The sequence below is a fragment of the Nitrospirota bacterium genome (assembly GCA_016212185.1).
Lineage (GTDB): Bacteria > Nitrospirota > Thermodesulfovibrionia > UBA6902 > DSMQ01 > JACRGX01.
This window is the reverse complement of sequence record JACRGX010000056.1, coordinates 94,421-109,837: the sequence shown is the minus strand read 5'-3', so window position 1 is coordinate 109,837 and position 15,417 is coordinate 94,421. Positions and strand designations below refer to the sequence as shown.

Annotated in this window: 14 protein-coding genes; 2 read left to right on the top strand and 12 right to left on the bottom strand. The window is 44.4% G+C overall.

What is annotated here, in order from left to right:
• Position 1 precedes the first annotated feature (1 nt).
• The 8 genes from HZA10_06395 to HZA10_06360 all read right to left on the bottom strand — a co-directional run bounded on the left by HZA10_06395 (position 2) and on the right by HZA10_06360 (position 8,506).
• Entirely contained in the window at positions 2-2,338 is a 2,337-nt protein-coding gene (locus tag HZA10_06395; GenBank protein ID MBI5195933.1) for a DEAD/DEAH box helicase family protein, read from the bottom strand.
• Positions 2,339-2,466: 128 nt separating this feature from the next.
• Positions 2,467-3,684: a bifunctional glutamate N-acetyltransferase/amino-acid acetyltransferase ArgJ gene (gene argJ, locus HZA10_06390; protein MBI5195932.1), complete on the bottom strand. Its 1,218-nt coding sequence runs from the start codon at positions 3,682-3,684 to the stop codon at positions 2,467-2,469.
• Complete coding sequence (locus tag HZA10_06385) at positions 3,681-4,745, bottom strand: N-acetyl-gamma-glutamyl-phosphate reductase (GenBank protein ID MBI5195931.1); 1,065 nt, start codon at positions 4,743-4,745, stop codon at positions 3,681-3,683. Before HZA10_06385 ends, argJ begins: the two co-directional genes overlap by 4 nt.
• An 83-nt stretch (positions 4,746-4,828) precedes the next feature.
• Complete coding sequence (gene rpsI, locus HZA10_06380; protein MBI5195930.1) at positions 4,829-5,218, bottom strand: 30S ribosomal protein S9; 390 nt, start codon at positions 5,216-5,218, stop codon at positions 4,829-4,831.
• Between the two features lie 12 nt (positions 5,219-5,230).
• The gene (rplM, locus tag HZA10_06375) at positions 5,231-5,659 is read right to left on the bottom strand and encodes a 50S ribosomal protein L13 (protein ID MBI5195929.1); all 429 of its coding nucleotides are present in this window, start codon (positions 5,657-5,659) and stop codon (positions 5,231-5,233) included.
• A gap of 60 nt (positions 5,660-5,719) precedes the next feature.
• The gene (locus HZA10_06370) at positions 5,720-6,772 is read right to left on the bottom strand and encodes a 3-methyl-2-oxobutanoate dehydrogenase subunit VorB (GenBank protein ID MBI5195928.1); all 1,053 of its coding nucleotides are present in this window, start codon (positions 6,770-6,772) and stop codon (positions 5,720-5,722) included.
• Positions 6,773-6,959: 187 nt separating this feature from the next.
• A complete protein-coding gene (locus HZA10_06365) occupies positions 6,960-7,373 on the bottom strand; it encodes a cytochrome P460 family protein (GenBank protein MBI5195927.1) in 414 nt (137 codons plus the stop codon).
• 239 nt (positions 7,374-7,612) lie between these two features.
• Positions 7,613-8,506, bottom strand: a complete 894-nt coding sequence (locus HZA10_06360) for a DUF362 domain-containing protein (GenBank protein MBI5195926.1) — start codon at positions 8,504-8,506, stop codon at positions 7,613-7,615.
• 173 nt (positions 8,507-8,679) lie between these two features.
• On the opposite strand from HZA10_06360, the gene gnd reads away from it, so the two are divergent.
• On the top strand, positions 8,680-9,579 hold the full coding sequence (gnd, locus tag HZA10_06355) for a decarboxylating 6-phosphogluconate dehydrogenase (GenBank protein ID MBI5195925.1): 900 nt from the start codon (positions 8,680-8,682) through the stop codon (positions 9,577-9,579).
• Positions 9,580-9,660: 81 nt separating this feature from the next.
• Positions 9,661-10,461, top strand: coding sequence for a 6-phosphogluconolactonase (gene pgl, locus HZA10_06350; GenBank protein ID MBI5195924.1), 801 nt, complete (start codon positions 9,661-9,663; stop codon positions 10,459-10,461).
• On the opposite strand, the gene HZA10_06345 is transcribed toward pgl, so the two are convergent.
• From HZA10_06345 to HZA10_06330, 4 genes are all read right to left on the bottom strand, one after another.
• Entirely contained in the window at positions 10,418-10,630 is a 213-nt protein-coding gene (locus HZA10_06345) for a 4Fe-4S binding protein (GenBank protein ID MBI5195923.1), read from the bottom strand. The two genes, pgl and HZA10_06345, sit on opposite strands and share 44 nt — an antisense overlap.
• A 276-nt stretch (positions 10,631-10,906) precedes the next feature.
• Entirely contained in the window at positions 10,907-12,631 is a 1,725-nt protein-coding gene (gene recN, locus HZA10_06340) for a DNA repair protein RecN (GenBank protein ID MBI5195922.1), read from the bottom strand.
• Between the two features lie 108 nt (positions 12,632-12,739).
• Positions 12,740-13,846 (bottom strand): c-type cytochrome biogenesis protein CcsB, encoded by a 1,107-nt coding sequence (ccsB, locus tag HZA10_06335; protein ID MBI5195921.1) that lies wholly within the window; start codon positions 13,844-13,846, stop codon positions 12,740-12,742.
• Positions 13,843-15,336, bottom strand: coding sequence for a cytochrome c biogenesis protein ResB (locus HZA10_06330; GenBank protein ID MBI5195920.1), 1,494 nt, complete (start codon positions 15,334-15,336; stop codon positions 13,843-13,845). Before HZA10_06330 ends, ccsB begins: the two co-directional genes overlap by 4 nt.
• Positions 15,337-15,417: the final 81 nt, after the last annotated feature.

Genomic DNA, 15,417 nt, shown 5'->3' with positions numbered 1-15,417 from the left:
ATTATTTCATCCTTGCCAGTTTAAAGGGCGGGCTTTGTTTAACCTCTGAAAAAATGGGTTTAATTATTACACCAAAGGCTGATACATAAGCTCCCACACCGCCATAGGAAGCAAAAGGCTGGTTATCAAGAAATTTGAAATCACCTCTGTCAAACTGTTCAGCATACTTTGGGCTCTGAATAAGTTGTTCTATCAGAACCTTGAGCAAGCGGATCTGTAACAGATTCAGCTTATATTCAACCTTGAGAAACTCAATAAGTTTATCAAGTTGTTCGTGCTGTGTAGGCAGTTTCCCAACACCTAATGCCTCTTTGATAAAATCCGTGATGTCTGCAAATATTTTGTAAACCTTTGCAAGATTAGTTTCATTGAAGTATTCCACAGGGCGATTTAAAACCTCTGTTCTCAAGTATTCCATCAACTCATCAGGGAAATTATCCGTCTTTGCCGCCTCAATAAGTTCCGGTTTTTCTTTTGCCGTCTCGCGAATTTTTTCCTGCCACATGCTTTGATAAAACATCCTGTCAACTTTCTCGCCATCCAGGCCGACTTCAATAAATTCCGTGAAAACTATTATGTCTGGCGCAGGAGAAATAAGCTTCCCTCTGTTTGTGCCTTTATTGTTTTCTGCACTTCCGCTCATTTTTTGATAAAAGGGTGTTGGGTTTTCAGATACATCAGAAGGCTCATAGACCGGCAACGGCGCATTATAGTCATATTTCTCCTCAAAATATTCAACAACCTCGCAGAAATCATGGATGATAAAATGGGTCTTTTGTATTCCGTCAGGGAAAGCATATTTGCGCGTACCGCGCCCTTTTATCTGTATGTAATTTGTAGGCGAGGCAATGGGTCGGGCAAGAACAATATTCAAAAGCTCTGGACAATCATAGCCTGTGGAAAGCATATCAACACTAACTGCAATTCTGGGCCAGTAGTTTTCATCTTTACGAAACGCCTTTGCAAGGTCGGAAGCGCCTTTCACTCTTGAGGTAATAACCTGTGCAAATCTGCCGTTTGCCTCCGGTACAAGCATATTTAATTCCCTTGCAAGCGCACCTGCGTGGTCTTGAGATACGGCAAAAACAATGGTCTTTCCAATTGAACCGTCAGGAGTTATTAAAGCATATTTTAGAAACTCCTTGCATATAAGCCTATTCCGCTCAGGAACATTTACCTTTTTTTCTATTTGGGAAATAGCAAATGTATAATCTTCACCGTCAATCTCAGTGCTCCATCCGTTTTCTGATGCAGATTCCTTGGTAACCAGAGAATAAAGTTTGTATATCTTTGACGGGACAAGATATGGACCGGGCTGTAAAGCATTTACAGCATCTTGAATTGTATATCTGTATGTCGGCTCTCCGGGTTCACATCCGAAATGTTTGTATGTGTCGCGCATTATCCTGTATTCAAGGGCTTTGGGATTACTTTCGTTAAGCTTGTCTATATCAATGTTTCTCAAAAAATCCTTTGGCGTTGCAGTTAATCCGATTCTTGTTGCCTGAAAATACTCAACTACCTGACGAGGCAATTCGCCATAAATAGAACGGTGACATTCATCATTGAAAACGATATCAAAATAACCGGGAGTAAAGTCATCCTTGTAATGAAGGTTTAAACTTTGTATTGTCGCCACTACAACTGAAGCTCCTCCCCATTCGCCGTGACGCCCCGGTTTGTACCGCACGCTCTTATATTTATCCCTAAACGCAAGTTGGAACGCCTCAATCGCCTGCTTTGCAAGCTCAATCCTGTCAACAATAAAAAGAACTCTCTCAGCCTGATGTGTATTGAGAAACCTGTCAATTATTGCAGCCGCAAGTCTTGTCTTGCCTGTGCCTGTTGCCATTTCCAACAAAAATGCCCTTTTGCCTTCATCATATAATTTTGCGATAATATCGCTTGCCTCTGCTTGATAAGGTCTATCAGCAATACTTACGGAGTGAACTGTTTGAGATAATGGTTTTTTTAATAATTTTAGGTCTGATCTTCGTTGCAGGTCTTCGGGCGAGATAAATCTTTCTATCGGGCGGGCATCGCCTTCATCCAAATCCCAGAAATAAATCTGTTCTGAATTAGCGAGGAAAATATATCTACAGCCATGTGCAAGGGCATAACCCCGCGCCTGCTCTTTTGCGAGATAAACATCGCCGAGGGAATCATCCTTTGCTTCCAGAACTGCAAGATTCTGTCCCTTTCTGCCGAGAAGGAGATAGTCGGAGAAACCAGCGCCGCAATGCTGCTCTGTCAAAACATTCCTGCCTGCTCCTTCAAGAATCCAGCCGGATTCAATAAGCTTTCGGTTGATTACAATTCTTGCATCCTGTTCGGTCATATAATTGCCTAATATCTGACACATTTTATATTAAAGTGAAGTATTTTTTCAGCCTGCTGTTAAATGAGGGCTTTAGCTGTGATTATAGAACAGGGAAAAGCAACGACAGATGTAATTTAAAATATTTTTTACGTCGTATAGCTTGCGTTAATCTTAATATACCCTTCTGTTAAATCGCAGGTGAGAACACGCGCCTCTTTTTTGCCGAGGCTTAAATCCACGGTGATTATTATTTCATTTTTTGAAAGGGTTTTTCTCAGGGATGCCTCATTGCCCCTGCCTTTGCCCCTGCTTACAAGTTTGAGTCCATTAAGTGAAATACTGATTTTTTCTTCCTGCACATCCGCTCCTGAATAACCGATTGCCGCCATAATCCGGCCCCAGTTCGGGTCTTGTCCGTAAATAGCGGTTTTTACCAGAAGTGAATTTGCAATTGCCCTGCAAACCTTTTCCGCATCAGCTTCAGTCCTTGCGCCTTTTACAATGACTTCAATTAATTTTGTCGCGCCTTCGCCGTCCATCGCAATCATCTTTGTGAGATTATATGAAACCTCTGTAAGCGCATTTTTAAATTTACGGTATGAAGGGGAATTTTTTCTCAGGGGACTGTTTTTTAATGCGCCGTTTGCCATGAGCAATACTGTGTCATTGGTGCTCATGTCATTATCAATAGTCAGCATGTTAAAAGTAGTTTTTACTGCATTTTTTAAAGCGGAATTAAGTGCGTTTGGCTCCACGGCTATATCAGTGACTATAAAACAGAGCATTGTCGCCATATTGGGCGAAATCATGCCCGCGCCCTTTGCAATGCCGGCAATCGTGCCTGTCTTTCCGTTAATATTTATTTTTCTTGAAACTATCTTAGGGAATGTATCCGTGGTCATAATTGCATCTGCCGCATCAGGCAGAGAGTGGACAGAGAGTTTTTTTACTAACCCCGGAATAGCGGTTTTTATATTTCCGGCAGGAAGCGGATGTCCGATGACGCCTGTGGATGCCACATAGACAAGCATTGGCGATATGCCTAATTCTTTGGCAAGTGAAGCCGCTGTTTCTTTTGCGTCCTTCATCCCCCTTGCGCCTGTGCAGGCGTTTGCATTTCCGCTGTTGGCAATTATTGCCTGCCCTTTGCCTGATGCAATTTTTGAGGTATCAAGTTTAACCGGCGCCGCCTTAATCTTGTTCGTTGTAAAAACGCCCGCGATATTTGAAACCGCTTCTGAAGAAATCAGGCAGAGGTCTTTCCTGCCGGGGGTCTTTATGCCTGCTGATACTGCGGAGAATTTAAAACCGGAGACTTTGAGATTTTGGAATTTGGATTTTGGAATTTGGATTTTAGATGTCATGGAAATGGCGCAAATGGCTTCAGCCCTTTTGTTTCATCAAAGCCGTACATGATATTCATATTATGCACTGCCGTGCCGGCGGCGCCTTTTAAGAGATTGTCTATCGCAGAAACAATAATGAGGGAATTATTTCTCCTATTATCAGGGAATACGGCAATGTCGCAGAAATTAGTCCCTTTGACAGCCTTGGTGTTTGGATATTCACCTTCTTTCAACACCCTGACAAAAGGCTCCTTGGCATAAAACTTTTTATACATTTCCTGCAGCCCTGACCCCTGACCCCTGACCCCTGACCCTTTTTTCAGTTTCACATATATTGTTGTAAGTATGCCCCGGTCCATGGGCATGAGATGAGGCGTGAAGGTTATTTGAATCTTCTTCTTTGCAGCAAAACTAAGTTCCTGCTCTATCTCAGGCGTATGACGGTGCGTTGTGATGGCATAAGCCATAACAGACTCGTTTGCCTCGGAAAACATAAATGGCTGGCTCGGATTTCTTCCTGCGCCTGAGACGCCTGATTTTGAATCTATGATTATAGAGTCTGTATCAATAATCTCAGCTTTCTTGGACAGCAGCGGCGCAAGCCCTAAAATGGCGCTTACAGGATAGCAGCCGGGGTTTGCGACTATTTTCGCCTTCTTTATTTCTTTTCTGTAAAGTTCTGGAAGCCCGTAGACTGATTTTTTTAACAAAGCCGCATAGAAATGAGGCGTCTTGTACCATTCCTCATAAACAGAGGGCTCTTTTAACCTGTAATCAGCAGAGAGGTCAATTACTTTTTTGCCTGCCTTATGAAAATTAAAAACAATTTCCTGCGAGGTTTTATGTGGGAGGCAAAGGAAGAAAAGGTCAGCGCGGTTTACCGCCTTTTTAAAGTCCATGGGTTCAAAGGTCAGATGGTCGGCGATTTTTCTGAGCCCGGGGAAAAGCTTAGTGACAGCCTTGCCTGCCGAGTGCTCTGCGGTTACAAGGGTGACTTTTACATGGGGGTGCTGAAGGAGCAGTCTTAGAAGTTCGCCGCCTGTATATCCGCTGCCGCCTGCTATTGCAACTTTTAACATTTATAGCCCGTAATGAGTGATGAGTGATGTGTTGTGGTCTTTTACCCATTACGCTTTACGCATCACGCTTCACGGTTTATAGGTTATCTCTTGGAGAACTGGAATCTCTTTCTTGCGCCCTTCTGCCCGTATTTCTTCCGCTCTTTTGCACGCGGGTCTCTTGTCAGCAGTCCTTCCTTTTTGAGCTTCGGCCTGAAATCAGGATTAAGCTGAATCAAGGCCCTTGAAATACCGTGCCTTATGGCTCCTGCCTGCCCGGTCACTCCACCGCCCACAACTTTTACGGCAACATTGTATTTATTGGAGACAGCTACTGACTCCAGCGGCTGTCTTACAAGCATCTTCATGGCGTCAGGAAAGTATTTATCAACCGGTTTGTTGTTAATGGTTATTGCGCCGGTGCCCGGTGTCAGCTTGACCCTCGCAATTGAGGTTTTCCTTCTGCCTGTTGCGTTATATAAAATCTCTGCCATATCTTTAGACCTTTATATTCCTTTTACTTCAGGAGTTTGCGCATGATGAGGGTGGTCAGCACCCTTGTAGACCTTTAATTTTTTCAGCTGCGCCTTGCCGAGTTTGCTCTTCGGAAGCATGCCGCCGACAGCCATTGTGATTATTTCTTCAGGCGCCGTCTGCATAAGATTTTTTGCAGTCCTTGTCTTAAGCCCGCCCGGATAACTGCTATGGTGCCTGTAGACCTTATGCTCAAGCTTTGCGCCTGTAAGTCTCACTTTGTCGGCATTGATAATAACCACAAAATCCCCGCAGTCCACATTCGGGGTAAATATGGGCTTGTCCTTGCCGCGCAGTATTGCCGCAACCCTGCATGCAAGCCTTCCCAATACTTTGTCTTCCGCATCAATAAGATGCCACTTTTTCTGAACAGTCGTGTTTTTAGCAAATATAGTCTTCATTGTTCTTCCCTTGGGGATAAAATCGTAAAGAGTAATAATAAACTGGAATGCCTTTATTTGTCAAGCCCTTATGGATTTTAGTATAACTTCGCAGAGTTCTTCGGGTGTCGGCATGCCGCCGCCGGGTCTTCCGTAAAAATCCACATGGGCTTTTCCGTTTACAGCAAGCCTTACATCCTCAACCATCTGTCCTGTGTTCATCTCAATCGTAAGGAATCTGCGTTTCCCGTCACAAAGCCCTGCAATTTCTTTTTGAGGAAAGGGGAAAAGGGTAACAGGCCTGAAAAGTCCTGCCTTAACCCCCTCTTTTCTCAGCCGTCTTATTGCCGATAGTGCAATCCGCGCACTGCTTCCATACGCAGTTATAATTATGTCTGCATCGTCCGGATAAAGCGCGTCATACATCACCTCGTTCTGACACATCCTGTCGTATTTTTCTTTGAGCTGCCAGTTTTTTTTCTCAAGCATGCCTTCCTGCATATAGAGGGACTTAATAACATTAGGCTCCCTGCCTGCACATCCGGTAAGCGCCCACTCCTTCGGCGGCAAAACCGGCTGTTTATATGCTGTCTGAATCAGCGGCTCCATCATCTGTCCAATCACGCCGTCGGCTAAAATCATTACAGGATTTCTGTATTCATCTGCCTTGTCAAAGGCCTTCATCGTAAGGTCCCACATCTCCTGCAGGTTCCACGGCGCATAAACAAGGAGTCTGTAATCTCCGTGCCCGCCGCCTTTTACAGCCTGAAAATAGTCTGCCTGACTGCCGGAAATATTCCCAAGACCGGGCCCGCCCCTTTGAATGTTTACAATAACTGCCGGAAGCTCTGCGCCGGCAAGATATGATATCCCTTCCTGCTTGAGGCTGATGCCCGGACTGCTGGAGGACGTCATGGCCCTTGCGCCTACGGCAGATGCGCCAAAGACCATGTTTATTGCAGAAAGTTCGCTCTCCGCCTGAATAAAGATGCCCCCTGCCTCTGGCATCCGCCATGACAAATACTCGGGGATTTCATTTTGCGGCGTTATCGGATAGCCTGCATAAAATCCGCATCCTGCCCGAACAGCAGCTTCTGCTACTGCCTCATTGCCCTTCATTAATACCTTTTGCAAGAGACCTCCAAAAAAAATATTAAACCACCCCAAAACAGAGTTTCGAGGTATCAAACCGTCATTCCGGCTTGTCCGGTCGGAGCGACTCTTCGCGTAGACTCGCTGCGAGATTTCCGATCCCGAAGCTTCGGGAGGAATAACAAGCAAAATACGGAGCTTAACCCCAAAGCAGTGCGCTGAAAGTTAATTATTTCCCCGCTACTTTGCCCGTAAATATGTAATCATTATTCTTTACGGTTCCGTGGCAATCCATGCAGTCTTTGACTTTCCCTTCTGCCTGAATCTCCATCTTCGGATCAAATTTTGCCCAGAACCAGTCGCCGCCCTCAGGATTATAGCCTTTTACCTTGTACATGACAGTTACAGCCATCAGCTTTTTATTGGCGTCATAATTTTCCTTTACGACCATTGATCTATCTATCATACCCTGCGCCTTATTAATTGAATCAAGCGCTATTTCATTTACATAAGTTGTCAGCAAAGAGCCATGCGGTTCTTTCCCTTTATACAGTTTTCCCTTACCGGGCCACAGCGCCCAGTTTTGATATGGTTTATGAATAGTAATATGATACCGCAGATCGCCTGCCGCGGCTTTTGGCATGTGCTTAAGAATCTCTCTGTACGGGTCTGTTATTGCTTTGTCATGAGCTGCATAAACAATACCGGCACAAAATGTAAGTATGAATAAAATCACTGCATATTTTTTCATCTTAATTCTCCCTTTTGATTAAATTATTATTGTTAATCTGTATGCCTACAGGAAAGTTTTTTGATTCCACCTCCTTTTAAAGGCTCTTTCTTTCAACAAGATTATCTAATTTTTTTTATGACGCTGTCAACCTAATGCCTGTTGACCATGCGGTAGAGGATGCTCGCTGCGGTTTCCTTGCAATAGCGCACTCTTGTAGAAGGCAGGCATCCCTGACGGTAGGCGACCTTAACCTCATCAAGTGACGCGCCGAGCAGTTTAATCTCTGGTTGGCCCCAGAGGTCCATTGCCATGCGGTAAGTCTCGTTTTTATGCAGGTCAATCCCCATAACCTTACCTCCTGTAAGGTCTACCGCAAGCAGATTTTCTCCTGCCAAAACAGCGCCGGTCTTTATCGGCGTGCTTTGAACCTCGTCAAACTCATTGCCGCATACGCCGTCAATCATGCAGAAATGGCTTTTGATAACCTGATTCATGTCAAGCACCGCCTTGCGGATAAACGGATGGTACATGAGTTTCTGCTTCCGCGTGGGAACAAAACCAAAGATGTTTTTAAGGCATAAGGTAACACCTGCCAGCGAATGTGTCTTCATTTTTGCAATATTGATTAAATAATCATGCTCAAAGACTGTGGCGTTAAAAGGCATCTCCTTCGTGTGAAAGGGTCTCGGCACGGGCTTCCATACTACTTCAGAAGTCCTGATGTCCTCAAGCTGGACATTGGAGAATTCTTTAGCCAATTGCCTGTAACCCAGTTCGTCAAATGCCTTGACCGTATCACTGCATGATTCACCGATAGTTATTTTCGGACAGTCGTGGAGGCGTTCAAGCACTGCCCTGACAAGCCCTATGTCAATGGTCATTCCCTTTTCAGAAGGCTCGCCGCCGGTAAGATTGGGTTTAATGTAAACCCGTTTTCCCGTTACGCTGAATTTCAGGGCGTCAAGGGCTTCACAGGCTCCCTTATAGGGGTCATTTGTCTTGGCGAGATAGACGGTTGCATTTCCCATTGTTTTATTAGTCATAAAAGGGTTCAAGGATTCATGGGTTTGAGAAAAACTTCATTGCAAAATGCAAAGTTAGCATTTATCAATTTTCAATGATAATTGTTAAGTGATAATTTTAACTTGAATCCTTATCTTATTATTATATCATTTGCATGATAATTACTTAATAAAAATATGCTACAATTCTATCTATGAAATTAGGGTACATCGGACTGGGGAAAATGGGATTTAACATGGTTCAGCGCCTTTTGGAAAAAAACCACAAGGTCGTTGCCTTTGATAAAAACAAAGATGCCATGAAAAAAATTTCAAGGTTTGGCGTAATACCGGCTGGTTCTTTACAATCCCTTGCCAAAGCATTGCCGTCACCGCGCCTTGTCTGGCTCATGGTGCCGCACAGGGCAGTTAATTCTGCCCTGAAAGAGCTTATGCCTTTTCTTCAAAAAGGCGACACCGTGATTGACGGTGGAAATTCAAATTACAAAGAATCCATGCGCCGCGCAATGGAACTGCAAAAAAGAGGAATAAATTTTTTGGACGCAGGCGTAAGCGGCGGACCCTCAGGCGCAAGAAACGGCGCCTGCATCATGGTGGGAGGCAAAAAAGAGCTTTTTAAAAAATATGAAGGTTTATTCAGTGATTTATCGGTAAAAAACGGGTACGGCTATATGGGTAAATCCGGGGCAGGGCATTTCGTGAAAATGGTTCATAACGGCATTGAATATGGCATGATGCAGGCGCTGGCAGAAGGGTTTAGCTTAATAAAGCGCTCAGATTTTGATTTGGATTTAGAGAAAATTGCCAGACTCTATAACCATAAAAGCGTTATTGAATCCCGCTTAACAGGCTGGCTAAAAGACGTCTTTGAAAAATACGGAAGGGATTTAAAGAAAATTCCAGGCTCGGTAGCTCATGGCGGTGAGGGACTGTGGATGGTTAAAGAGGCTAATAAACTCGGCATACCCGTGCCTGTCATTAAAGAGGCGCTAAATTTCAGGATTAAGTCACAAAAAAATCCAAGCTATGCAGGGCAAATACTCTCTGCATTGAGAAATCAGTTCGGCGGGCACAAAGTAAAGGATTCAAGTTAAAATTATCACTTAACAATTATCATTGAAAATTGATAAATGCTAACTTTGCATTTTGCAATGAAGTTTTTATTATAGAAATACATGGTACCTGTAATTAAAGTCTTCCCTGACCTGGAGGCTGTAAGCCTCCACGCAGCCTCAATTTTTATAAATCTCTCTGCAAAAAGTATTGCCGAGCACGGGAGATTTGCCGCGGCAATCCCCGGAGGCTCTACGCCAAAAAAACTATTTGAACTCCTTGCCTTAGAAGAGTGCAAAAATAAAATTGACTGGAGCCGCGTGCATTTTTTCTGGACTGATGAACGCTGTGTTCCTGTAGAAGCTAATGAGAGTAATTTCAAACTTGCCTTTGACCTGCTTTTGTCAAAAATCCCCTTGCCTGCTGAAAACATTCACAGGATTAAGGGTGAACTGCCTCCTGAGGATGGCGTGCAGGATTATGAAAAAGCGCTTGAAAATTTCTTTGGAAAATCAGGCCTGCCTGTCTTTGACCTCATAATTTTGGGGCTGGGTAAAGACGGGCACACTGCTTCGCTTTTTCCCGGCTCAGATGCGCTTCAAGAAACAAAAAGAGTTGCTGTTGCTATTCAGCCCGTTAGAAAAAACTTTTCTAACGGGCTGAATCTAGGAAAAATGGGAAACCCGGGAATTCCGCGGATAACCCTCACGCTTCCTGTTTTAAATAATGCCTCACAGATAATCTTCCTCGTATCAGGCAAGTCAAAAACAGATATTGTTGGAAAAATCCTCTGTGATGGGACTAAGAAAAAACAATATCCTGCGGGGATGGTAAAACCTGTTCACGGGAATCTTTTGTGGCTGATGGATGAGGAAGCGGCTACTCCTCCCTCCACACCTCAATCGCAATATCAGGACACATGACCTCGCAAAGCCCGCAGCCGTTGCATCCGTCAGAACCCGCCGGCATCGCAGGATAATAGCCCATTGCATTAAAATTCTCACTAAGGACTATCAGCCCTTTGGGGCATGCGGTTATGCAAAAGCCGCAGCCCTTGCATAATTTACTGTCAATTGTAATCTTGCCTTTCATCTTTTAATTCCGGGTTCGTGGGTTACAGGATTCAAGGGAATTTTATTGACTCCTGTATAATAAATGTCTTACACATAACTGTCACTCCCGCAGAGCCTGTCCCTGCTTGTCAGGGATCACGGGAGTCTTTCTGCAATATAGATTCCGGACAAGCCGGAATGACAGGTTTATCGTTTGCATAGGACATTAGATTTACAGTATTATTCAATAGTTAAACGTTATTCGTTATCTATTATACGAATAACTAATAACTTATAACAAATTTCGCAGGTCGCTTCAACCCTTGACTCCTTGAACCCCTGACTCCTTAAACCCTTTTAGTTTTAACATTTCTTTTGCATGTTTTACAGACGCATCCGTGACATTGCCGCCTAACATGCGCGCAATCTCCATGGTCCGCTCTTCTTTGTCCAATTCCTTAATCTCCACAACGGTCCGTTGGCCTTTAACCTTTTTTTCTATTCTTAAATGACTGTCTCCGTAAGATGCTATCTGGGGCAGATGTGTAATGCAGACTACCTGATGCTTCTTTGAGAGATTTTTTAATTTCAGTCCGACGGTCTCTGCGGCCTTGCCTCCGATGCCCGCATCTATTTCGTCAAAGATAAGCACGGGGATTCTGTCTCCTTCGCTTAAAATCCCTTTTAGCGCAAGCATAATTCTTGAAAGCTCTCCGCCTGAGGCAACTTTTGACAGGGGCCTTAGTTCCTCACCGATATTTGGCGAGATGAGATAATCTATTTTGTCTATGCCCTTTGGATTTGCCTTAAACCCGTCAATGGTATCATCCCCGGGTTCAGTAGTCATATTAATTGAAAATTTTGTATCAGGCATGGAAAGCTCTGCAAGTTCTTTAACTACCGCTGTTTCTATTTTTTTTGCAACGGCCTTCCTTTTTTTGGAAAGCATCCCTGCCTTTTCTGTAAGCGCTTTCTTCAGCCCTTCGCGTTCAGCCTTTAACGATTCCAGCCTTTCCTCTGCATTCTGCATACCGGCAAGCTCTCCCTCCGCCTTTGCTTTGTAAGCAAGTATGCTTTCAATATCGCCCCTGTATTTTTTCTTCAGCCCTTTTATAAGCTCAAGCCTCTCCTGAATCACCGCAAGCCTCTCGGGGTCAAAATTAAGCCTCTCTTTATAGTCCCTGAGAAAATGTGCGGCGTCCTCAAGAAGCGGCGTTGCCTCCTGCAAAGATTTCAAAGCCTCCTGCGCCTTATTGTCAATATTTGCAATCTCCTTAAAGGCATTTATGATTTTAAAAAAATTGGTCAGGCATGCCCCCTCTGAAGAATAAATGGATTCATATGCCCCGTGCGCAAGCTCCATCAGCCGGCTGACATTGCTCAGAATTCCTGCTTCTTCAACGAGCCCTTCTTCCTCGCCTGATTTCAGATTTGCAGATTCAATCTCGCTGATTTGGAATTGAAGCATGTCAATCCTCTGCGCCCTTTCTTTTTCCTTCTCAATCAGTTCTGCAATATTCCGGTTTGCTGAAACGAGTGATTGGTAAACAGAGGCAAAGCCCTCTCTTTCGGAAATGAGTCCGCCGTAAGCATCAAGCAGGTCCAGTTGATTATCAGAAGAGAGAAGGGACTGATGCTCGTATTGTCCATGGACATCTATGATGTTCCGGCTTATATCAGAAAGGGTCTGCACACTGGTCATGAAATCATTGATGTAAGCGCGGTTTTTCCCCTGTGCGGAAACAATCCTCTTCATAATCAGCCCGTCACAGGTATCGGTTCCAGTATCAGATAAAATCTGTCTGCTCTTTTGATTAAGATTTTTAAGGGGAACATCAAAAAATGCCTCAACAAGCGCCTCTTTTTCACCGCTTCTGATAATTTCGCCTGAGGCCCTTTCTCCAAGGGCAAGGCACAGGGCGTCTATTATTATTGATTTGCCTGCGCCGGTTTCGCCTGTGAGGACGGTAAGTCTGTCTCCAAACTCTATGGTGATGTCGTCAATTATGGCAAGGTTTTTAATGTGAATCTCTTTAAGCATTAATTACTACTTTTAGGATTCAAGGGGTCTAGTGGTCAAGGGTTCAAGTGATTGTTTTTTATTTTTCTCGAACCATAGAACCCTGGAATCCTTGGCCCCTGTTGTTTTTTACTCGCTACCATAGGCATGAAGCCCTGACAGCCAGAGATTAACCCCGATGTAAGTAAAAAACACCGCTATAAAACCGACAACAGCGAGCACTGCAACTTTTTTGCCCCTCCAGCCTTTTACAAAACGGGCATGAATATAAAGGGCATAGACAAACCATGTTATCAGCGACCATGTCTCTTTCGGGTCCCAACTCCAGTATTTTCCCCATGCGCTGTTGGCCCATATGGCGCCCATCAGGAGCCCGCCGACCGTAAACAACGGGAACCCGACTGCAATGCTTTTGTAAGTAATCTCCTCCAGCATATCTGTCGTCAGCGAAAGCCCGGAAAGAATTTTCTTAAGGCCAAGCCCGAATCTCCAGATAACAAGTATAATTGCAAGTGCACTAATCCAGCTTATCACAGCCACTCCGCCGGAGGCGCTTTTGAAGGTAGATGTAAGAAAGTAGCTCTTGATAATCTCATCGGGTTTAGCCGGAGGCGCGTTTAAAAAATCAAGTCCCATGGCAGCAAGCACAGTTATGAAAATTCCTACGATAATGCTCCAGAAAATGTAGGACTTTTCATTCCTTGACTCTGTCAGCAGAATCAGATGCGCCATTCCAGCGCCAAACGATACGCCGAATGCGGCATATCCAAGGAAGCTTATAAGCACGTGGAAAAGCAGCCAGTTGGACTGAAGGGCAGGGACCAGCGGCTGGATGTCTTTTGATGTGCCTGATATGTCAATAAAAACCAGCGTAAGCGCCGCAAGCGGCGTGACAAAGGCGCCGAGTGAGCGGAGTTTGTATTTAAATTCCACTATCAGGTGTATAAAAATAAGGCACCAGACAAAGAAAATGAGTGATTCATAAAGGTTTCTAAGCGGGGCGCTTCTTAAGAGTGACAGAACTACTCCGCTTGCCGGTGAACTTGCCACCCAGAAAGCATAGGAATCAACCCATCTGAGTATTAATGCAATCGTCTGAGAGGCAAGGCCGAATATTGTTATAGTCGTGGCTGCTGCACCCACGGCATTCTTGCGTGAGGCAAGAAAGACGACATAAACCACCATCGCAAGCACATACGACAAACCTGATATGTCAAAAAATATAGCGCTGCTCATTTTTTACTCCTTCCCCTGTGTGCCGGAATCTGAGGTGAACCCTCAATTGAATGTGTTGCATTTGATAATATTTTCTCTACATCTTTCTCAAAAGAAAGCCTGTTTTTGCTGGCAGTGCCTCCGAGAGCAACTCTTACGGCGCCTTTCTCTCCGGTAAGCCTTATCCACAATTTTCTATTGCTCATAAAAAACGCCATGAACAGCCCAAGGCTCATGATTATGGCTGCAAAGTAGATAATTCCAACGCCGGGGTCTCTGGAGACCTGGAGCCCTGTGTACTCAACGCCCCAGTAATCATCAAGCGTAATCTTATTCCCGTCAGGCAGTACGCCTGTTTCAGGATAGCGCCGCATTATCCAGCCTGTATATTCCGGTTTGCCGGGCTCGCTGACCCGCACCCCGACAGCAGGATTGACCATCATCTTTTCATTGTAAGTAAACAGTTTCCCCGTCATCGGGTCTTTAGCAAGGGCCGGAGAAAAATTTACAATCTCAACCTTAACATTTGTCCCGGGAATTACAAAGGTGTCGCCTAATTTTGCATTGATGGTGGTTTCCTGTCCGCCGCGCGGCGTAACTTTCAGGATAAATACCCCCTCTACATCTGACATCAGTCCATAGCTTGACTGGTAAAAAGTTATGCCTTTATATGTAAGCGGGCTGTTGACCTCAATAACCTTTGTTAAAATTTCCCTGCCGGAGTCAATTATGACAAGCTCGCTCTGGAATTCCTGTGGCATATCCGTATCGCCGTAATAATCTGTCCTGTACCAATTGCATTTCACGGTAAACCCTAATGGTATCTGCTTTCCGCCTCGTTGATACGCTATATCCGATGTGCCACCTTCCGGGATATTCAACATTGCATTAAACCCGAATCTTGCGCCGATAATTGCGCCGATAAATATAAGGAAAATACTTAAGTGGACAATATAAAGCCCAAGCCGGCTATATCTGCCTTTTTGCGTATAAAGCTCAACCGAATCTCCTTCTGTTGCTTCAAATACCCGGAATCCTGCGGCGCTGAGGCTGTTTAAAAACGCATCCTTTGCCGCTGCAAGACCGGCGTTGACCCGCAGTTCTTTTTTAACCGGAAGTGTTTTTATAACCGTTTCTCCCATGGGTTTCATCGGCGCATTGATAATCTTCAGCGTCTTGGGCAGCCTGTCAAGAGTGCATACGATGAGGTTAACGCAAAAAAGCAGAAGGAGGGCAATAAACCACCACGAATGGTACATATTCATAAAATCAAGCTTTAAAAAAATGTTGTAAAACGTAGGCGCCATGCTGTCGCCAAAAAATTTTGCAAGCAGTTGGATATTTTTTTCGGGTTCTGCGTCCTGCTCTATGATGGTCCCGATGATTGAGGTAAGAGCAATAATGATAAGAATGACTATTGTAAGCTTGACCGATGTAAAAAAATCCCAGATTTTATCAGAAATATCAGATACAGGACTGCTCTCTGGTTTGGTTTTTTCTTTGTCTTCCAACTTAAATCCTCCATGTAAGCGCTGCTAAATATATTCTCAGGCAGGGCTTAAATGCTCGCTTGTAGTCGGCAGGTTATACCC

Coding starts and splice junctions, on each gene's coding strand:
- HZA10_06395 (MBI5195933.1), bottom strand. CDS start 2,338: ATGACCGAACAGGATGCAAGAATTGTAATCAACCGAAAGCTTATTGAA.
- argJ (MBI5195932.1), bottom strand. CDS start 3,684: ATGACATCTAAAATCCAAATTCCAAAATCCAAATTCCAAAATCTCAAA.
- HZA10_06385 (MBI5195931.1), bottom strand. CDS start 4,745: ATGTTAAAAGTTGCAATAGCAGGCGGCAGCGGATATACAGGCGGCGAA.
- rpsI (MBI5195930.1), bottom strand. CDS start 5,218: ATGGCAGAGATTTTATATAACGCAACAGGCAGAAGGAAAACCTCAATT.
- rplM (MBI5195929.1), bottom strand. CDS start 5,659: ATGAAGACTATATTTGCTAAAAACACGACTGTTCAGAAAAAGTGGCAT.
- HZA10_06365 (MBI5195927.1), bottom strand. CDS start 7,373: ATGCCAAAAGCCGCGGCAGGCGATCTGCGGTATCATATTACTATTCAT.
- HZA10_06360 (MBI5195926.1), bottom strand. CDS start 8,506: ATGACTAATAAAACAATGGGAAATGCAACCGTCTATCTCGCCAAGACA.
- gnd (MBI5195925.1), top strand. CDS start 8,680: ATGAAATTAGGGTACATCGGACTGGGGAAAATGGGATTTAACATGGTT.
- pgl (MBI5195924.1), top strand. CDS start 9,661: ATGGTACCTGTAATTAAAGTCTTCCCTGACCTGGAGGCTGTAAGCCTC.
- HZA10_06345 (MBI5195923.1), bottom strand. CDS start 10,630: ATGAAAGGCAAGATTACAATTGACAGTAAATTATGCAAGGGCTGCGGC.
- recN (MBI5195922.1), bottom strand. CDS start 12,631: ATGCTTAAAGAGATTCACATTAAAAACCTTGCCATAATTGACGACATC.
- ccsB (MBI5195921.1), bottom strand. CDS start 13,846: ATGAGCAGCGCTATATTTTTTGACATATCAGGTTTGTCGTATGTGCTT.